This is a genomic window from Obesumbacterium proteus (assembly GCF_001586165.1).
In the GTDB taxonomy this organism is placed as follows: Bacteria; Pseudomonadota; Gammaproteobacteria; order Enterobacterales; family Enterobacteriaceae; genus Hafnia; species Hafnia protea.
In genome coordinates this window covers 765,949-783,965 of sequence record NZ_CP014608.1, presented here as the reverse complement: position 1 = coordinate 783,965, position 18,017 = coordinate 765,949, and the positions used below count along the sequence as shown (strand labels likewise).

Below are 18,017 nucleotides of genomic sequence, written 5' to 3'. Positions count from 1 at the left end.
CTACCATGAGTAGTACAACTCGCAATTCCTTTAAGCATTCTGGTTATTTCAAGATCGCTCAAATAGATCATGATACCAGAAACGATGACATGACTAAAAAAATACCATCAATCAACAGGTTAGATGAAATATCATCAGCTTTAAGCGTGATAAATGTACAGTTATCATCCGCTACATAGGTTTCATTGGCTACCGCAATCAATGAAGGAGAAAAATCTACTCCAACATAATTGACACCATAATTTGAAAGTGAATCATACCAACGACCGTTACCGCAGCCTACATCAAGAACCTTCGCATCATTGGAAAGGTGTAACTTGGGCAAGATAACATTTTTCTCATGCAAATCTCGAGCAGAAGATATGTCATGAGGCTGATACATTGTCATTTTTAGCTTATCTTTCTCTTCTGCTCTACCTTCAAAAAACTGATATATACTTTGGCTATCTAACTCAACCTGCTGATCACCATAAATTCTTGATGTTGTCATTTTTTTACCTGACTTAATAAAATCTTGCATATTTCATCGCCGACACTTTTTTCCGGAATGAATATGTTTTCTGTCAAAGCCTGCATACGCAAATAATATTTAGGATCTTCATTAACTAGCAGCATTTTCACAAAATCATCAATGTCCTGCTCGTCACTAGCAACATAATGACTTTCATAAATGAACTTTGCGCTTTCATTTAATCCAAAACACTCAGGATGAGTGAGATAGAGTATCGGTTTTTTTGACGGCAAGAATTCAAGCAAGAATGAACCTGCATCAGCAAGTAATGCATCAGCTTTAAGAAATGAATCTTGGTATGATGGGTTCATATCAAAAGTGATATTTTCGTACGTCTTGGCATAGTTAATGAGGGTTTTAAACATTTCAACCGCCTCACCATTAAAAACCTTAAGCCTCCCTATAAATAGAGGATGTGGCCTGATAATAAGTTTTATCGGATAATTGATGGCCATAAATATCATAGTCATACAATAAACCTTGAACGTTGACCACCCTTTTCGCCCCTCTTCATAAAAATGAGGAGTCCAAAGTAGAACCGGAGTATGAAGCGCTTTTCTATCTGGACTCATGTTCTGATAATTTTTGTAAACATCAAACTTTGGATGTCCAGTGACATGGACATTTTTGTTACCCGCCGAGCAATATTTTTTAAATAAATGCTTATGCTTGGAAGACCTTACAAATATCCAACTCGCTAGATTATGGCAATCCATATTGTATTGGTATGTGAGATTTTGATCGCCATCACCAACATCAAGGCCATAGGGAATATAGGCAAATTTTATATTTCCTCGCTTTAGTTCAAGGCAAGAAAAACGCTCTGGTCGCGTGAAATCATAGGGATTTTGTATAAAGACCAGATCTGGTCTTTTTTTAGAAAAATCGTAATCCTCATGCCAAATATAATCAATATCGCGCTGTTCTAAAAAATTTTTAGCTTCTCTGTTCTCATGATCTAGCACTCCACTATGGTGGAACGGTAGTAAGATTAAACGACAACAAAATCGCTTATCGCTCTGAAGAACAGAGATCACTGACTCATAGTTTGTCCAGCCTGGAGCCCACTGAAATAAAAAATCTACATTAATGGTCATACGTTAATTCATATCTCAGCTAATCAGTGCCAACCCCGTCAGCAAACTGTAATCCGCAGTATGATTGGCATTGAACTGAGCGTTTTCCGTTGCCTGCCACGCAAAATAGGCACTAAACAGCGTCACCACGTTTTCTTCGGTTAATTGCTCGTTGTCGGTTAACCACATCGCGCACAGCATTTTCAGGCGGAAGAAATGGCGCACCAGTGCCAAGAATGACTCGCCGTAGTTCTTAGCATCAATGCCTGGGAATACATGGTGATACAGGCTATACAGCAGCGCATTGCGCAGAATATGTGGCTGTTCGGTAAGGAGAGTTTGTGTCTGCCAAGCAGCATCTAGCTCCTGTAAGCGTTCAGCTAAACGTGCCGGTTGCATGATGCCTAGCTCACTAAGTTTCAGCATCATCGGCATTTTTTGCGGCATCGGCAGATTCAGATTCAGGCGCAGCGCCCCCATTCCTTGCAGCGCTTCCAGTCGGCTATCAACAATCGGCGGCAACATTCCCAGTTGCTGCTGTAGCACGCCTTGATCGGCCAGCAACATCAGTTGTTCACCCATTGAAGCAATCTGAGAGCAGGATTCATCGCCCTGTTCAGACAAGTTTTGCGCCTTGCTCAACAGCACGCCGATGGCATACAGGCTGCACTCTAAGTTCATGGCACGCTGGATGGTTAAATTGATGCACTGCTGGTTCACCTGCTCCAGCCACGGGCTAAGTGCGTCTTCCGCCATAGCCTGTGTTTGAACCGGATGTAACACAAAAGCCTCAGGGTTGAGCAATGTCTCACGCACCGCGCTCTCACAGCCCAACATCAGGCTTTCACGTTCCTGATTCTGGAAGCGTTGAGTCACACGCGGATACTCGCTCTGCTCGGTTTTACACTTAGGGCAGCTGCACGTTTCCTGAAGAGCCACAAAGCGAGCCACATATTCAGGCTGATAACTTTCAATCAGTTGCATTTCAATCTTCTCCAAAACAACGCGCTCACGCGCTGCTTTTTACTTAGGTTTTCTAAAGAACCAATGAGTGCAGTCAATTTCTTTATCCTGCAGGTAATCCCAATCACGGTTCAGGTAAGCGAAGCTGGGGTGAAATGCCAGCCAGCAATGTTGTTGCATCAGCTCTTTCCAGCGCATATCCATGCGCGCGGCTTTGGGCTCAGCGCCCGCTTGCAACGAGGTTAAACATTCACGGTAATGGGTCAGTAATGTATCGAAATAGCTGCGATTGACGGCGTATGCGCAGCCACAAAGCGCGTCATAAACCCGACCAACCGACGGCAGGCTTTCCATCATGCGCATCTCAAAATGCTTAGCCCCCAACAGCACAACATTCCATTCGATATTTTCTAGCGATTTGAGCAAACCGTTGACGTTGGTGACCGTATTTTCTTTTTTCACGAACTGAATATCGGCGTCCAAAATCAATACGTTGCGCCATCCTTGCTGCTGCGCCTGCTCCAGAACGTGGCAATGCGTGGTGAGTTCTGAAATTTCTCGCGTTGATTCAATCTGCTTAGGCAAACACACCAGCCGTTCAGAAGGGATACCAAACGCCATCAGCGCCTGACAGCGATCCGGCAACTCGGCTTCGAAGGCGGGATCAAACAGCACCACCACTTTCTCAAAACATTCCCAGTAAACCGGCTGGGTCGAAGGCGTCTGGCTTAGGCGGCGGTAATGCGCCAGCAAATTAGTGTCTTGAACAAAGTCTTCCAGCGTCAGATCAACCGGCTCACAGCTCGACATGATGTAATCTTTGTCATAGGTGTTAGCGCTGTGCGATACACACAAAATGGTGCGCTTAGGGTCAATTTGTAATACTGGCGCGGTGAAATTATTCAGAAAGCCCTGCTCTTCAGCCAACATTGCGTCATGCTCATAGCGATGCTTTCTCAGAAACTTTTTGTGGTAAGCAAAAGTACCGTTGAGCGCATGATTTGCCCCAAAGGGATGAGTGCGATAGATTTTATTGAGATGGCTGTACCAAACGTAGATCTGATCGGAGCCTGAAAACAGCGCGTTGTTGCGCTGAAGTTCATCCACTTGATAAGTAATTTTTTGCGGCGAATAGTAGTCATCGTCGTCGAAACAGACGATATATTCACCGTTAGCTAGGTCGTTAAGCATATTGCGCTTTTCACCCAGCATCAGACGGCGCTCGCTGTGAATGTAGCGCACGTTCTCCACGCTAGGATCAACCAGCATATCAACCAGATCTTGGCTGCTGTGTGGCGAATCATCCACGATGATCAGTTCACGGCGATCGGCGGGGTAATCCTGATATTGGTAGATATAGAGCAAATAGGGTAAAAACTCGCGGCGGTTGTAGCTCGGACACACCACGCTCACAAAAGGTTTTTCGCCTTCAATCCGATGACTGCTCTGGCGTTGGAGCAAATGGTTCATCAAATTCGACGATGTATTCTTTTTATTATTCAGTTTGTTATTCACACTTATGTACCGTATCTGATTAACGCGTCGCGGCCTGACGGCGCAGCCAGCACTGGGTCGAGATCGCATCAGTCACTTTTTGCGCCTGTCTTTCTCGTTCGCGCGCCACGAAATCACGGCGCTGTTCCAGTACCAGTTCCACGCTTTTCTCACGACGCGCTTCATGGACCAAATCAGCCTGTAGCTGCTTAGCCTGAATATCCGCCAGTGCCTGTTCCTGTCTTTGCCATTCGATCACGCGCTGGAGATTTTTCTTGTAGCCAGACTGATTATTCATCAGCAGTGCCGAACTCCCCTGTAGCAGTGGAACTCCGGCCGATAGCTCGGTCAGCGCAGCAATATTGCGTTCATAGCGCTGGCAAAGCTGCTTCTGCGAGGAGAGCTTTCCACTGATGTCTTGTACCGCACGGTTACGCAGTTGGCGCAGCTGTTCCAGCGTTGAAATCATCTTGCTCATAGGGATACCTGTCGGGTTAAGCCTGTGCCAGCAGGCATAGATCGCTGATGGTGCCGTTAAGCAGCGCGGCGTCTGAAACTTCCTGCTGCAAGAAACTGTGGATCGCCGGAGAGAGTTTTACCGCACGATCGGCGGTGGGATCGGCTCCCGCCACGTAGCCACCGAGGGGGATCAACGGTTTGATACTCATGTATTCGGCATACAGCTGTTTGAGGGTGCGAGCCGCACGCTGGTGATCGCGCTGCGTCACCTGACTCATACAGCGGCTGATCGACTGACCAATATCAATGGCCGGATAGTGCCCCGCTTCCGCTAAATGGCGAGACAACACGATATGTCCGTCAAGCACCGCTCGTGCGCAGTCCACGATCGGGTCCTGCTGGTCATCGCCTTCGGCCAGAACCGTATAAATTGCCGTCATGGTGCCCGCGCCGGTGCTGTTACCTGCGGTTTCCACCAGTTTAGGAATGATGCCAAACGCCGAAGGCGGATAGCCTTTGGTTGCCGGAGGCTCGCCCAATGACAGCGCAATTTCACGCTGCGCCATCGCATAACGGGTAAGAGAATCCACCAGCAAGAGTACGTCTTTGCCTTTGTCGCGGTAATAGCTGGCAATTGAGTGGCAAAGTTCGGTGGCTTTGATACGCATCAGCGGCGATTCATCCGCCGGTGCCGCAACGATCACGGATTTCGCCATACCTTCAGCGCCCAGCGAATTATCAATAAACTCTTTGACTTCACGGCCACGTTCACCGATTAACCCAACCACAACCACTTCTGCTTGGGTATAACGGGTGATCATGCCAAGCAGCACGCTTTTACCTACGCCGCTACCGGCCATTAGGCCGACACGTTGCCCTTTGCCGATGGTGAGCAAACCATTGATAGCGCGCACGCCAACGTCTAATGGCTCTTCAACCGGACGTCGCGTCAGCGGGTGAATTTGCGCAATTTGCTGAGGCAATAAAGTGTCACCGCCAAGTTTGCCCTTGGCATCAAGCGGTTCACCTAAGCCATTCACGACGCGGCCTAGCCACTGATCGCCAATCAGCACGCCTTCATCTTTTTCGGCGGGAAAGACACGTGCGCCAGCAATTAAACCGGCGGGATGTTTGAACGGCATTAGGTAAGTGACATCGCGGTCAAAACCGACCACCTGCGCATCCATCAACTCATGTTCAGTGCTTTCTACGCGGCAAAGTTGTCCCACCGCTAAGCGGCAGCCAACACACTCCAGCAGAATGCCGTTTACTCGCACCAAACGTCCGGCCACGCGAGCCAGATTGATGTTTTCAATGGATTTTAGCGCCTGCTCAAAGTCGGTATTTATCATGCAACCAGCTCGTCTGCGGTATCAGGCAGCAAGCTGCTTTGCAGTACGTCCATGCACTGATCGAGGCGGTGCTGGCAGCCAACATCCATCTCCGAAGTGTCTGTCACAACCCGACACTCACCCGGTGCCATATCCGCATCGGCACACAGTCCCCACTCACGCGCTTTCTCAGGCTCCGCTTCGCTAATGCGGCGGAATTCTTCAGGGTTGAGATACACCTTGAGCTGATCGGGGATCTGCGGCAGGCTGCTGAGCGCTTCTTCCACCAGCGTTAATAGCTGGGTTGGCTGTAATGTCAGCTCGCAGCGAATCACCTGACGCGTCACTTTTTCTACCAGCTGTAATAGCTCTTCGCGTCGGCGGAGTTCATAGCCATCAAGATAGCGCTGTAGCTGAGCAGTGAGAGAGTCAAGCGGCTCAGCCGCATCGATAAACTGCTGTTTGCCCGCCAGCTTGCCTTCGGCAAAACCTTTACGCATTCCCTCTTCAAACCCCGTATTCGCACCTTCCTGATAGCCTTCCTCTTTGCCTTCTTCCAGACCTTGAGCAAAGCCGCGGTTCAATCCGTCCTGAAAACCATCCATCAGTTGCTTTTGATATTCTGCCGGATCGAGCGCCTGCATTAAGTCGCCGCTTTCACCCGCTAAGCCATTGGCTTTCTGCCAACTTTTTCGCAAAGGCGGAAACTTATGCTGCCGTGGAACAGCGCTTTGGCGCGTAGCGGCACGGCGGCTATTCAGCGGCGCAAAAACTGATTTTTGGTTTTCTTTATGCATGACCGTTATTCCACCGTTTGCTCAGCGAAGAGCTGTACCTGAATTTCGCCATCTTCAGCCAGTGAGCGCACAGAGCTCATGATCTCTTTACGTACCTGTTCAATACGGCTAACCGGCACTGGTCCCAAGCGAGCGGTGGTGCTTTGCAGTAGTTGAACCTGACGCTTTGGCATCACGTTGAAAATGGACTGACGTAAAACGGTTTCGGTGCCTTTCAGCGCCACAGCCCAATCTTCGATCGGGATTTCATCCATCAGACGCTGCAACGTAGCGGTGTTTTGGCGGCTAAGAATGAAGAATTCGTACATTTCATCTTTCAGCTCATCCACCACTTCTTCGTCACGCTCACGCAGCTGGTCTAACAAAATCTGCTGGTTAGAAGGAATACGGTTCACGATGTTTGCCGCATGCTTAATACCGGTGACCTTCGAACCGTGCTCTGACAGCACGGCAACGCCGCGTTCAATCAGTCGATCCAGTTCGTCAATCACGTCGCGGTTCACGTCATCCAGCTTAGCGATGCGATAAACCACTTCGTCCTGACGTTCTTCAGGCAGGTAAGACAGGGATGCCTGCCGCCACTTCCGGCGGCAGGAAAGCCAAGAACACGGCCTGTAACTGCAAGTGCTCCTGCTCAATCAGCGCGGCCAACTGGGGAATATCCACCCACTGCAAACGCGCCATGCGATAGCGAATTTCATCGCCATAAATACCGTTGATCACGCTACGGGCAATTTCACCGCCGAGTGATTTTTCCAAGATCCCTTGCAGGTAAGTTCGCGAGGCACCGTTAATGCCGCTCTGCTCCTGATAATCTTGGAAGAAGTTATTAATCGCCTGGCGAGCCTGAGCCACCTTAACGCCGTGCATACGCGCCATGGTTTCGCTGATGCGAATCACTTCCTCACGGCTAAGTTTCTGCATCACGGTTGCCGCTGCTGCTTCGCCAATGCTCAGCATCAAAATAGCGGCTTGCTCTATGCGGCTACGTTCGCTGTTGGCGTTCGAACCGATTCGACTACTATTGTTTTGTGCCATCACGCTCATTGCTGTTAATCCATTGTTTCAATACTTCAGCCACTCGCTCGGTTTCACGTTGAGCCAGCATTTGCATATATTCCACCTTAGTCTCCAGACCGGAGCTCTGCGGCGGCAGATTGTTGTCTTCTTGGAAGGCGATAGCATTCGGGAGCCCTTGAGTGAGTCCCTCATCCGTCGTCACCATATCTTTTTCAATTAGCTTGTTATCTGGCATTTCATCGGCAATCGCATCAACGGTCACAGGTTCACGTACCTGACTGAATCGACGCGCAACCGGACGCACACCAAACAACACGGCGAGCAGAGCCAAGAAGCCTATGCCGCCCATCTCACCCCAGCGCTGAATAGATGGATCTTGCCACCACGTCATCACAGGCATGTCGATATCGGCCGGTGCCGTGAATACCATCATGTCGAGCGTGAGCGAGTCGCCGCGATCGCGGCTGATGCCCGCAGCATCTTCAATTAATTTAGTGAGGCCAGTAACCTGAGTTGGCGTCCATTCGGCTAACGCCGGAGCCGCTTTATTCAGCACAATGGCGACCGTCATTTTTTCCAGCTTGTATCCCGGATGACGGATATGGCGCACATCGCGATCGTAGGCGTAATTACGCTGAGCCTGATTGCGTGTTGAAAGTGCCTGTTGGTTGTTGTTCGCATCGGCAGGAGCTGCGCCTGCCGCAGGGGCTGGCGGAGCCGGACGATTACTCAAGGAACCCGGAACGCCCATCGCTAATTCGTTGGTGGTGTTTTCCTGGTTCAGGCTTTCATTACTGACGCGTGGATCGCCGCCAAGACGTTCCTGCGTTTCTTCAACGCTGCTCATATCAACCTGTGGCACTACGCTGATACGGTAGTTCGAGGTACCCACCACGGAGCTGAGCAGGTTGGCAATGTTCTTTTCGGTATCGGCTTTTAGACGGTTGATCACGTCGTTGCCCTGACGGATACCAGCAATGTTGGAATTGCCCGCTTGGAAGCCTTCTGACAGTAAAGTGCCGTTCTGATCGACAACGCGCACGTTGGCGACTTTCATGCCGGGAATGCTACCGGCAACCAATTGCACAATCGCACCGACCTGCTGATCGTTCAGCTCTTTGCCATAGCGCAAACGCACCACCACGGAAGCGCTGCTGTCGGGTTTGTTGCTCATCACAAACGAGCTGGATTCCATCAGGCCTAGATGCACACGCGCATGTTCAACCGGATCCAAGCCCATGATGCTTTGCGCCAACTCACCTTCGAGGCTGCGTTTGTAGCGCACGTTCTGGATAAACTGGCTGCTGCCCAGCATCTCCTCTTTATCCATCAGCTCGTAGCCGCTTGGCATTACCGCTGAAATACCTTTGGCAGCCAACGCCATACGGGCTTTTGGCAGACTGCTTTCATCAATCAGGAGTTGGCCGTTATCAGGATTGATACGGTAAGCAATATTCTCTGCTCCCAGAACTTCAACCACCTGTGAAACCGGTATGTTTTCCTGAGAGCCAAATAGCGCGACATAGCCCTGATTGCTGCGCCATAAAGAAATGACAATAGCGCCGGTCAGCACAACGGCTGCGGCGCCAATCATCACCATATTTTTATTGATACCCTGCGGTAACGCGGGGATTTTTGCTTTGATTTTGTTTAACACTGACTAACCTTTAGAGGGCGATATTCATAACTTCGTCCAGCGCCGTGGTGAGCTTATTGCGCACCTGCACCATGGCAGAAAAGGCCACGCTGGCTTTCTGGCTTTCCAGCATTGCGCCGGTTAAATCATCACTTTGGCCGGTATCAATCGCCGTTTGTTTGGCGCTGGCAACATGCTGCATTTGATCGACATGGTTGATGGCGTTATTCATCACCTGACCAAACGAAACGGACTGCGGCGCAGAAGGGAACAACGAGGTGTTCGCTGGCGCAATAGTCATGTTTGGTGCAATGCCCGCCGACGCTGTCGCCGCGGCGTGCTGCATGCGCTGCATCATTTGCATCTGCGACGCTGGCATACCTAAACCTTCAATCTTATCCATCACTTATTTCCTTTATGGCGTGAGCGACACCTTGCCAACTCCCTCCTAGCCTCCCCCTTTTCAGGGGGAGGCGCCGATCAGGGTTTTCGCAACCTACGCTGAACGGTTCCCTCCCCTGCGAAGGGGAGGGTTAGGGTGGGGATGAATGACAAGGCCAGCTCATCCCAGCTTCGCAATTACGAATAACATTCCACATCAATGCCTTCATCGCGCATTGACGCGAGTCGGTAACGCAGCGCACGCGGCGTAATACCTAAAAACTCAGCCGTTTTAGATTTGTTGCCTTTATGGCGTTTCAGCAGATCGACGATGTACTGGAATTCCGCCATACGGCCATGCAGCTTCACGTTACGCATAGCGGGAACCGCACCGCTTGCCGAGACGGGCGCATTTTCATCATAAGCAGGTAACATCGGCATTCCCGGCGCGGCTGGAATTGGCGTGGCGGCAAGGCCAAAATCGCTGCCTTTAATCACGCCGTTATTACTCAAAATCAGTCCACACTGAATAACGTTTTCTAACTCACGCACGTTGCCAGGCCAGTTGTATTGCAATAATGCCTGACGCGCTTCATCAGTCAGCTGAGTTTTCCCCGCATGGAAAGCCTGATATTTTTGAATAAAGCGCAGCGCCAAAGGAATAATATCTTGGGTGCGTTCACGCAGTGGTGAAATATGAATAGGCACCACGGATAAACGATAGAACAGATCCTGACGAAAACGCCCTTCCGCGATTTCAACTTGCAAATCTTTATTGGTTGATGCAATTAAACGAATATCGAGAGGAATACGTTTATGACTACCTAAACGCTCAACTTCTTGCTCTTGTAATACACGTAATAATTTAGCCTGTAATGAAAGTGGCATATCTCCAATTTCATCAAGCAATAAAGTCCCGCCGTTAGCTTGTTCGAATTTACCCGGAACGCTGGTTACTGCACCAGTAAAAGCACCTTTCTCATAACCGAATAAAATAGCTTCCAGCATACTTTCTGGAATCGCTGCGCAATTTACGCCGATATAAGGTGCGTTCTCACCAAGCGCATGATGATGAATGTATTTAGCCACACACTCTTTACCCGTGCCAGTCTCACCCGTAATGAGTACAGAAACATTAAAGTTGGCCACACGACGGGCTAATGAAAACACGCTAACACTGGATGGCGCATTAGCAATAAATCCGTTCTCATTGTGAGATTTGTGATCGACGATAATATTCATGGTGTATTGCAGCCTCTATAAACCGAGAGTGGCCTACATATAATATGCAGGTATCTTCATACCGTATTAATGTGTGCTGCAAAGGTGATAACGATAGAGTATTTATCTCTATATAAGCAATGACACATTAAAAGAGAGAAAACATCTTAAACTCTCTTTGTTACCGGTAATCCATTCTAGTTAACAATTAGAAAACATATTTATAATCTAGTCGTATCGCCTTAATGATAATAAACACAGTTATTAGTTTACTTCGGTGACGATTCAATAAAATGGAGTATATAGATACCTTAATCATTGTCTTGTTTTTAATGAGTATTAAAAAATAAAGACAATAAAATCAATGTGATACAAAGTTATTAATGGATATTAATCTAATAAAAATAATAGATTAATAAGCCAACACCCCTTGTATAGAAAGTGGAATGCAGGTTTAATCCTATTCCCGTGAAAAAGGATGTGTTGTGAAGATTGTCGAGCGTTATCGGTTTAGAGTTGTGGCTCTCAAATAAATAGTACGACTCACTGAAATCATAACTTAAGTAACAAATGAATTTTTTTACACATTTTTTGGCAAGCACTATTCGAACATTGATGTACCCAAGATATTTCGCGATGCAGGGTATGACTGAAGAAACTTAAGCTGCCAGAATAAAGTCACACTTGGAATAAAAATGCAGCCTTCAGCAAACAGAATCAGAATACACAACAAGAACCAGCATCCTGACTTGGTTAAGCTGGAAGTGAATAAGCTTGGACGTCCATATCATAAACTGCCAAAGATTATGAATGACTGCTTTGACATCCTAGATGCCAAGCTGAGTATTTATTTCTTGAAGAAATATCGTGTTAATGTCGCGTTAAACGAAATGACATTTAAAATGGACTGTAATTACAAGAATGCGCAAATCTTCTCTACGCCTTATGGGAATATTGCATTTGATATCGACCGTATTTTATTGCTCGATATTCTTCATGATTATTACGGTCTAAGCAAAGACAACACACGCCTATCTCCTGACTTAGAACAACCAACAACAAAAACAGAAGAAAGATTAAAAACAAAACTGGCTCAAGAGTTAACGCAATTAATTATCAATCAGGAAACTTTTGGTGAGCCATTAGAAATTAAAAACGACTACTCAACGGTAATTAGCCAGTGGTCTTATTGTGTAACGTTCTGGTTAGAGGGTTACGAGAAAGGTGGTTTCTCTATTCTATTAGATAACCATCACGTGGATAAAATGCTATCCAATATGCGTGGACCAGTCGAAGAAACTCAGCCACGTGAGAATATTACCCCAGCTCAAATTGAACGTATGTTTTATAGTTTACCGCTGAAATTAAATGGCCGACTGGCAAGTTTAAATTTAACGGTTTCCCAATTATTAAATATTGAAGCTGGCGATGTCATTCCTATTTCGTTGAATGAACAGCTTCCTATCTTTATCGGTAAAGAGCAGATGTTTAGCGCCGTGGTAGCAGAAGACCGCGGCAAATTGTTCTTGTCTGAATTCAACGATAAAACCACCGAGATGAACTATGAGTGATCAACAAACCGACCTGGCGCAGGATCTTAACTTCGACGACTTCAATCTGTCTGAAGCTCCTCAGCCTGATACAGCAGAAAGCCAGAATCGCGACAGCGCCCCTCGCTACGATTTGCAGCAGGACAGCAACGCTGAAAGCCCGCTAGATAAGATGCGCAAAATGTCGCTCTTTAGCCGTATTCCTGTCACGTTGACCTTAGAAGTTGCCTCCGTGGAGATTTCTTTGGCTGAGCTGATGACGGTCAACAACGATTCCGTGATCGAACTCGACAAGCTCGCAGGCGAACCGCTGGATATCAAAGTGAACGGCATTTTGTTCGGTAAGGCAGAAGTCGTGGTGCTTAATGATAAATACGGCCTACGCATTATCGAGTTCAACAGCAAAGACTTAGGCGAGCTGGCACGATGAATCGCCTGATCCGCTCCGGTGGCTTAACGCTACTGCTCACCATCGGATTGCTTTTCTCTCCGCTGCTGCTTGCTGCCAACGGAGACGTGACGCTATTTAGCACCGCAGATAACGGCGGCGGGCAGGATTACAATGTCAAAATTGAAATCCTGATCCTGATGACCTTGCTTGGCCTGCTGCCAATCATGGTGCTGATGATGACCTGCTTTACCCGCTTTATTATCGTACTGGCCATTTTGCGTCAGGCGTTAGGTCTACAGCAAAGTCCACCCAATAAAATCCTGACCGGCATCGCGCTGGCCTTAACGTTATTGGTGATGCGTCCGGTTTGGACCACGGTCTATAACGATGCCGTCGTACCCTATCAAAGCGATCAGATCACCATGAAAGAAGCGCTAGTGAAGGCTGAAGCACCGCTGAAAAAATACATGCTGGCACAAACCAGCCAAAAAGCGATGGCGCAGATGATGGGTATCGCTCAGGTGACCGGAGCGGCCGAAGAGCAGGACCTGACCGTGGTTACGCCCGCCTATATTCTGAGCGAGCTTAAGACCGCGTTTCAGATTGGCTTTATGATCTACATTCCATTTTTGGTCATTGACCTGATCGTCGCCAGCATTCTTATGGCGATGGGTATGATGATGCTATCACCGCTGATCGTCTCGCTGCCGTTCAAACTGATGCTATTTGTGTTGTGTGACGGGTGGACGCTTATCGTCGGTACCCTTACTTCTAGCGTGCAGGGGTTATAGCCATGATGACGATGGACGTTGCTGGCGACATCATGGCCAGCGGTATTCGCCTCGTGCTGATGATCTCTGTGGTGGCGATTATCCCTAGCCTGTTGATTGGCCTATGCGTCAGTATTTTTCAGGCCACCACGCAGATTAACGAACAAACGCTGAGTTTTTTGCCTCGTCTAGTCATGACGCTACTGGCGCTGATCTTTGGTGGAAAATGGATGCTGACTCAGCTGTCCGATTTCACTATTGATATCTTCCACCAAGCTGCGGTACTGGTTGGATAAATCGCTATGGGCATTGATATTCAGACGTTAATTACGCCGCTGTTGGCGCTTTGGCTGCCTTTCGTGCGTATTTTATCTTTTCTGCATTTCAGCCCGATTTTCGATCAGAAGTCGTTTTCACGCCGCATCAAAATTGGCACCGCGCTGGGGCTTTCCATTCTGATCACCCCCATGCTGCACAATAACGTGGTGCTCACCGAGCTGATGTCGATGCGCAGCGTGATTTTGATGGGCGAACAAATTCTGTGGGGTTTCCTGTTTGGTGCAACGCTACAGCTGGTGTTTGTTGCGCTGCAAACCGCGGGGCATATTCTTTCGATGAATATGGGACTCGGTATGGCGATGATGAACGATCCCAGCAGCGGCTCGTCTACCACCGTGATTTCACAGATTATTTTTGTATTTTGTGCCCTGCTATTTTTCACTATGGATGGACACCTGTTGTTTATGACCATCCTGTACAAAGGCTTTGTCTATTGGCCTATCGGGCAAGCCATTAATGAGTTTTCACTGCGCACGCTGGCGCTGAGCTTGGGCTGGATTATGTCGTCAGCCACGCTAATTGCCTTACCGACCACCTTCGTGATGCTGATTGTGCAGGGCGGATTTGGCCTGCTTAACCGCGTATCGCCTACGTTGAACCTGTTTTCTCTCGGCTTCCCCATCAGCATGCTGTTTGGCCTGCTGTGTATGACGCTGATTATCGCTAACGTCCCCGACCACTATCTCAACTTAACCAACGAGATCTTGGCACGCCTCGACAATATGAGGGTGAACTGATGTCTGCCAGTTCAGGTGAAAAGAGCGAAAAACCCACCTCGGGCAAATTACGAAAAGCCCGCGGCAAAGGTGATATTCCTCGCTCTAAAGATATGACGATGGCGACCGGTTTACTGGCCTCGTTTATCACCATGACAGTTTTTTTCCCTTTTTATAAGCACCTGATCAGCGAATCATTTATGTCGGTGAGCATCATGGGAAACAAGCTGAATGATGATGGCGTGATTGAGCAGTTTTTATTGCGTAACGTTTTTATTTTATTGAAATTTATCGCCACGCTGATCCCGATCCCGGTGGCGTGTATTGTCGCCAGTCTGGTGCCGGGCGGCTGGATTTTTACGCCAAATAAATTAATTCCTGATTTTAAAAAAATTAATCCGATCAGCGGCGTCAAGCGCATGTTCTCCGCCAGCCACTACGTGGACGTGGGCAAGATGCTGGCGAAGTGTGGGGTATTGCTCGTCACGCTCTACATGATGGTCAATGACTCCCTCACACCGCTGTTACAGCTGCAAAACATGTATCTGCGCCAGGCCATTATGGCTGGCTTCGATATTTTGCATCACGTTCTCAGCTATTTCGTGGCCATTATCGTCATATTTGCCTTTATTGACGTGCCGCTGAGCAAATTCATGTTCACCAAAAAGATGCGCATGACCAAGCAGGAAGTGAAAGAAGAGTACAAAAATAACGACGGTAATCCGCAAATTAAAGGGCGTATTCGTCAGCTACAACGGCAGATGGCCATGGGACAGATTAACCAAACCGTGCCCACCGCCGACGTGATCCTGACTAACCCAACGCACTATGCGGTGGCGTTGAAGTATGACCCTGATAAAGCCCAAGCGCCCTTTATTGTCGCCAAAGGCGTGGGTGATATTGCGCTTTATATTCGTGAAGTCGCGATGACCAATAACATTGAGGTGGTGGAGTTTCCGCCACTGGCGCGTGCGGTTTATCACACCACCCGCGTGAATCAACAGATACCCGCGCAGCTGTTCCGCGCTATCGCACACGTATTGACCTATGTGATGCAGATTAAATCTTGGCGCTCAGGCCAAACCGAATTTAAACCCCGTTTGAATACGCAAATCGAGATCCCGAAAGAGGTGCTAAAGACGCATGGCAAACAGTAAGTTAAAGCTGGCTTTTACAACATTAAGGCAGGGAAACGTCGGCGTCCCGATCCTGTTGCTGTGCGTACTGGCAATGGTTATTTTACCTTTGTCACCGCTGGTGCTGGATATTCTCTTCACCTTCAACATCGTGTTAGCGGTGTTGGTGCTATTGGTTGCGGTCAACAGTAAGCGCCCACTCGACTTCGCCGTTTTCCCAACGATTTTGCTGATCACCACGCTGATGCGATTGACGCTGAACGTGGCATCCACTCGCGTAGTTTTACTTCACGGTCACGAAGGCGTAGGCGCTGCCGGTAAGGTTATCGAAGCCTTTGGTCAGGTCGTGATTGGCGGTAACTTCGTCGTCGGTTTTGTGGTCTTCGTAATTTTGATGATCATCAACTTCGTGGTTGTTACCAAAGGTGCTGAGCGTATTTCCGAGGTTTCGGCTCGCTTTACGCTAGACGCCCTTCCGGGTAAACAGATGGCTATCGACGCCGATCTGAACGCCGGTTTGATCAATCAGGAACAGGCTAGGGCACGCCGTAAAGACGTGGCCAACGAGGCCGATTTCTACGGTGCGATGGACGGTGCGTCGAAGTTTGTTCGTGGTGACGCCGTTGCCGGGATCATGATCCTGATTATCAACGTAATCGGCGGTATCTGTATTGGTATCTTTAAATACGATTTGGATGCCAGCCATGCGTTCCAGCAATATGTTCTGCTGACGATTGGTGATGGTCTGGTCGGTCAGATCCCATCCCTGCTGTTGGCGACCGCCGCTGCGATTATCGTGACCCGCGTGAGCGATGGTGAAGACGTTAGCGATGAAATCAAAACTCAGCTGCTAGCAAAACCAACCGTTCTCTACACCGCGGCGTTTGTGATGTTCATTCTGGCCGTGGTGCCAGGCATGCCGCATATCGCCTTCCTCAGCTTCACCGGTTTACTCTTGTTCGCCGGATGGAAGCAGAGCAAAAAGGTGCAAAAAGCCGAGCCGGTCACGGATATGGCGGCTATCAGCGAAGCTATCTCCAAAGACAACACGCCAGTCGTGAGCTGGGATAGTATCCCGCTCATCGAGCCTATCGGTTTGAATCTGGGATACAAGCTGGTCACGCTGGTTGATTCCGCCAAAGGCAGCCCGCTTTCCCAGCGTATTCGCGGTGTTCGACAGGTGATATCTGAAACCTGCGGCGTATTGCTGCCCGAAATTCGGATTCGTGAAAACTTCCGCCTGAAGCCAGCCCAGTACGCTATTCATATCAATGGGATAAAAGTGGCAACCGGCGAGGTTCACTCCGACAAGTTAATGGCTATTCCGGGCGCTGAACTGTATGGCGAAATTGACGGCGTATTAGATACCGATCCGGCCTACGGCATGGCGATCATCTGGATCATGCCAGAACAAAAGTCCAAAGCATTAAATCTGGGCTATCAGGTTGTGGATTGCGCCAGCGTGGTCGCGACGCACGTCAATAAAGTGGCGCGTCACTACTTACCGGATCTGTTCAACTATGACGATATCACCCATCTTCACGCACGTTTGGGCTTACAAGCACCCAAACTGGCGGAAGATCTGGCTGGCGCGCTTAACTTCAGCCAACTGCTACGCATTTATCGTCAGCTACTGACGGAACACGTTTCGTTAAAAGATATTGTGACCATCGCCTCGACGCTGTTAGAAAGCGCCGCGGTAACCAAAGATCCTATATTGCTAACCGCCGATGTGCGCTACGCACTACGCCGCGCCATTATTAATAACGTCAATGGTGATAAAGGCACTCTGGCGGTATATACCATTGATAATGAGTTGGAAAACCTACTGCTTAGCGCCCTGAATCAGTCTCAGCAGGCAGGCAAAGTGGCGCTAGATAGCTTCCCTGTCGATCCCAATATTTTGTCGCAGTTACAAAATACCATGCCGATGATCCACGAGCAGATGAAGGCGAAAGGGTACGCCCCTATTTTGCTGGTTGCTCCGCAGCTTCGCCCTATCCTTTCACGCTACGCACGCCTATTCGCCGCAGGGTTGCAGGTGCTTTCGTATAACGAAGTGCCGGATGATAGTGATTTGAGTATTGTGGGGACGTTGGCTTAGGTTTTGTTTGATAAGCTTATATCTTCTAAGCGGATAATGTCAGGTTTCGACCGCCTCTCTATTGCGGTATTCACATTTAACCTCACGCGAAGGCGTTCGAGTCGGGTGCGCCAGCGCGCGCA

General features: G+C 48.7%; 17 protein-coding genes and 1 pseudogene. 7 read left to right on the top strand and 11 right to left on the bottom strand.

What is annotated here, in order from left to right:
* Positions 1–67: 67 nt before the first annotated feature.
* The 11 genes and pseudogenes from DSM2777_RS03800 to DSM2777_RS03750 form a co-directional block, all read right to left on the bottom strand.
* Entirely contained in the window at positions 68–520 is a 453-nt protein-coding gene (locus DSM2777_RS03800; RefSeq protein ID WP_061553216.1) for a class I SAM-dependent methyltransferase, read from the bottom strand.
* Positions 487–1,608, bottom strand: coding sequence for a CDP-glycerol glycerophosphotransferase family protein (locus DSM2777_RS03795; RefSeq protein ID WP_061553215.1), 1,122 nt, complete (start codon positions 1,606–1,608; stop codon positions 487–489). The genes DSM2777_RS03800 and DSM2777_RS03795 overlap by 34 nt, the downstream gene beginning before the upstream one ends.
* 15 nt (positions 1,609–1,623) lie before the next feature.
* Positions 1,624–2,571 (bottom strand): flagellin lysine-N-methylase, encoded by a 948-nt coding sequence (fliB, locus tag DSM2777_RS03790; RefSeq protein ID WP_061553214.1) that lies wholly within the window; start codon positions 2,569–2,571, stop codon positions 1,624–1,626.
* Positions 2,572–2,610: 39 nt separating this feature from the next.
* Positions 2,611–4,065 (bottom strand): glycosyltransferase family 2 protein, encoded by a 1,455-nt coding sequence (locus tag DSM2777_RS03785; protein ID WP_237087814.1) that lies wholly within the window; start codon positions 4,063–4,065, stop codon positions 2,611–2,613.
* Positions 4,066–4,084: 19 nt separating this feature from the next.
* Positions 4,085–4,522 carry a flagellar export protein FliJ gene (fliJ, locus tag DSM2777_RS03780; RefSeq protein WP_061553212.1) on the bottom strand — a complete coding sequence of 146 codons (438 nt, stop codon included), beginning with the start codon at positions 4,520–4,522 and terminating at the stop codon, positions 4,085–4,087.
* Between the two features lie 16 nt (positions 4,523–4,538).
* A complete protein-coding gene (fliI, locus tag DSM2777_RS03775) occupies positions 4,539–5,855 on the bottom strand; it encodes a flagellar protein export ATPase FliI (RefSeq protein ID WP_046458869.1) in 1,317 nt (438 codons plus the stop codon).
* Positions 5,852–6,631, bottom strand: a complete 780-nt coding sequence (gene fliH, locus DSM2777_RS03770) for a flagellar assembly protein FliH (RefSeq protein ID WP_082790849.1) — start codon at positions 6,629–6,631, stop codon at positions 5,852–5,854. Before fliH ends, fliI begins: the two co-directional genes overlap by 4 nt.
* 5 nt (positions 6,632–6,636) lie before the next feature.
* Positions 6,637–7,678 (bottom strand): annotated as a pseudogene (locus DSM2777_RS03765) (flagellar motor switch protein FliG).
* Positions 7,653–9,308 carry a flagellar basal-body MS-ring/collar protein FliF gene (gene fliF / locus DSM2777_RS03760; RefSeq protein WP_046458866.1) on the bottom strand — a complete coding sequence of 552 codons (1,656 nt, stop codon included), beginning with the start codon at positions 9,306–9,308 and terminating at the stop codon, positions 7,653–7,655. The pseudogene DSM2777_RS03765 and the gene fliF overlap by 26 nt, the downstream one beginning before the upstream one ends.
* 10 nt (positions 9,309–9,318) lie before the next feature.
* Positions 9,319–9,690, bottom strand: coding sequence for a flagellar hook-basal body complex protein FliE (fliE, locus tag DSM2777_RS03755; protein WP_061553211.1), 372 nt, complete (start codon positions 9,688–9,690; stop codon positions 9,319–9,321).
* A 176-nt stretch (positions 9,691–9,866) separates the two neighbouring features.
* Positions 9,867–10,910, bottom strand: a complete 1,044-nt coding sequence (locus DSM2777_RS03750; RefSeq protein ID WP_061553210.1) for a sigma-54 interaction domain-containing protein — start codon at positions 10,908–10,910, stop codon at positions 9,867–9,869.
* A 674-nt stretch (positions 10,911–11,584) separates the two neighbouring features.
* On the opposite strand from DSM2777_RS03750, the gene DSM2777_RS03745 reads away from it, so the two are divergent.
* Genes DSM2777_RS03745 through flhA form a run of 7 tightly spaced genes read left to right on the top strand, consistent with a single transcriptional unit; the run spans position 11,585 to position 17,895 of the window.
* The gene (locus DSM2777_RS03745) at positions 11,585–12,460 is read left to right on the top strand and encodes a FliM/FliN family flagellar motor switch protein (protein WP_046458863.1); all 876 of its coding nucleotides are present in this window, start codon (positions 11,585–11,587) and stop codon (positions 12,458–12,460) included.
* Entirely contained in the window at positions 12,453–12,869 is a 417-nt protein-coding gene (gene fliN / locus DSM2777_RS03740; RefSeq protein WP_046458862.1) for a flagellar motor switch protein FliN, read from the top strand. The genes DSM2777_RS03745 and fliN overlap by 8 nt, the downstream gene beginning before the upstream one ends.
* Positions 12,866–13,621, top strand: a complete 756-nt coding sequence (fliP, locus tag DSM2777_RS03735) for a flagellar type III secretion system pore protein FliP (protein WP_025799701.1) — start codon at positions 12,866–12,868, stop codon at positions 13,619–13,621. The genes fliN and fliP overlap by 4 nt, the downstream gene beginning before the upstream one ends.
* A 2-nt stretch (positions 13,622–13,623) precedes the next feature.
* The gene (fliQ, locus tag DSM2777_RS03730) at positions 13,624–13,896 is read left to right on the top strand and encodes a flagellar biosynthesis protein FliQ (protein WP_061553209.1); all 273 of its coding nucleotides are present in this window, start codon (positions 13,624–13,626) and stop codon (positions 13,894–13,896) included.
* 6 nt (positions 13,897–13,902) lie between these two features.
* Positions 13,903–14,676 (top strand): flagellar biosynthetic protein FliR, encoded by a 774-nt coding sequence (gene fliR, locus DSM2777_RS03725; RefSeq protein ID WP_040044539.1) that lies wholly within the window; start codon positions 13,903–13,905, stop codon positions 14,674–14,676.
* Positions 14,676–15,812 carry a flagellar biosynthesis protein FlhB gene (flhB, locus tag DSM2777_RS03720; RefSeq protein WP_061553208.1) on the top strand — a complete coding sequence of 379 codons (1,137 nt, stop codon included), beginning with the start codon at positions 14,676–14,678 and terminating at the stop codon, positions 15,810–15,812. Before fliR ends, flhB begins: the two co-directional genes overlap by 1 nt.
* Positions 15,799–17,895, top strand: coding sequence for a flagellar biosynthesis protein FlhA (gene flhA / locus DSM2777_RS03715; RefSeq protein WP_046458859.1), 2,097 nt, complete (start codon positions 15,799–15,801; stop codon positions 17,893–17,895). Before flhB ends, flhA begins: the two co-directional genes overlap by 14 nt.
* Positions 17,896–18,017 lie beyond the last annotated feature (122 nt).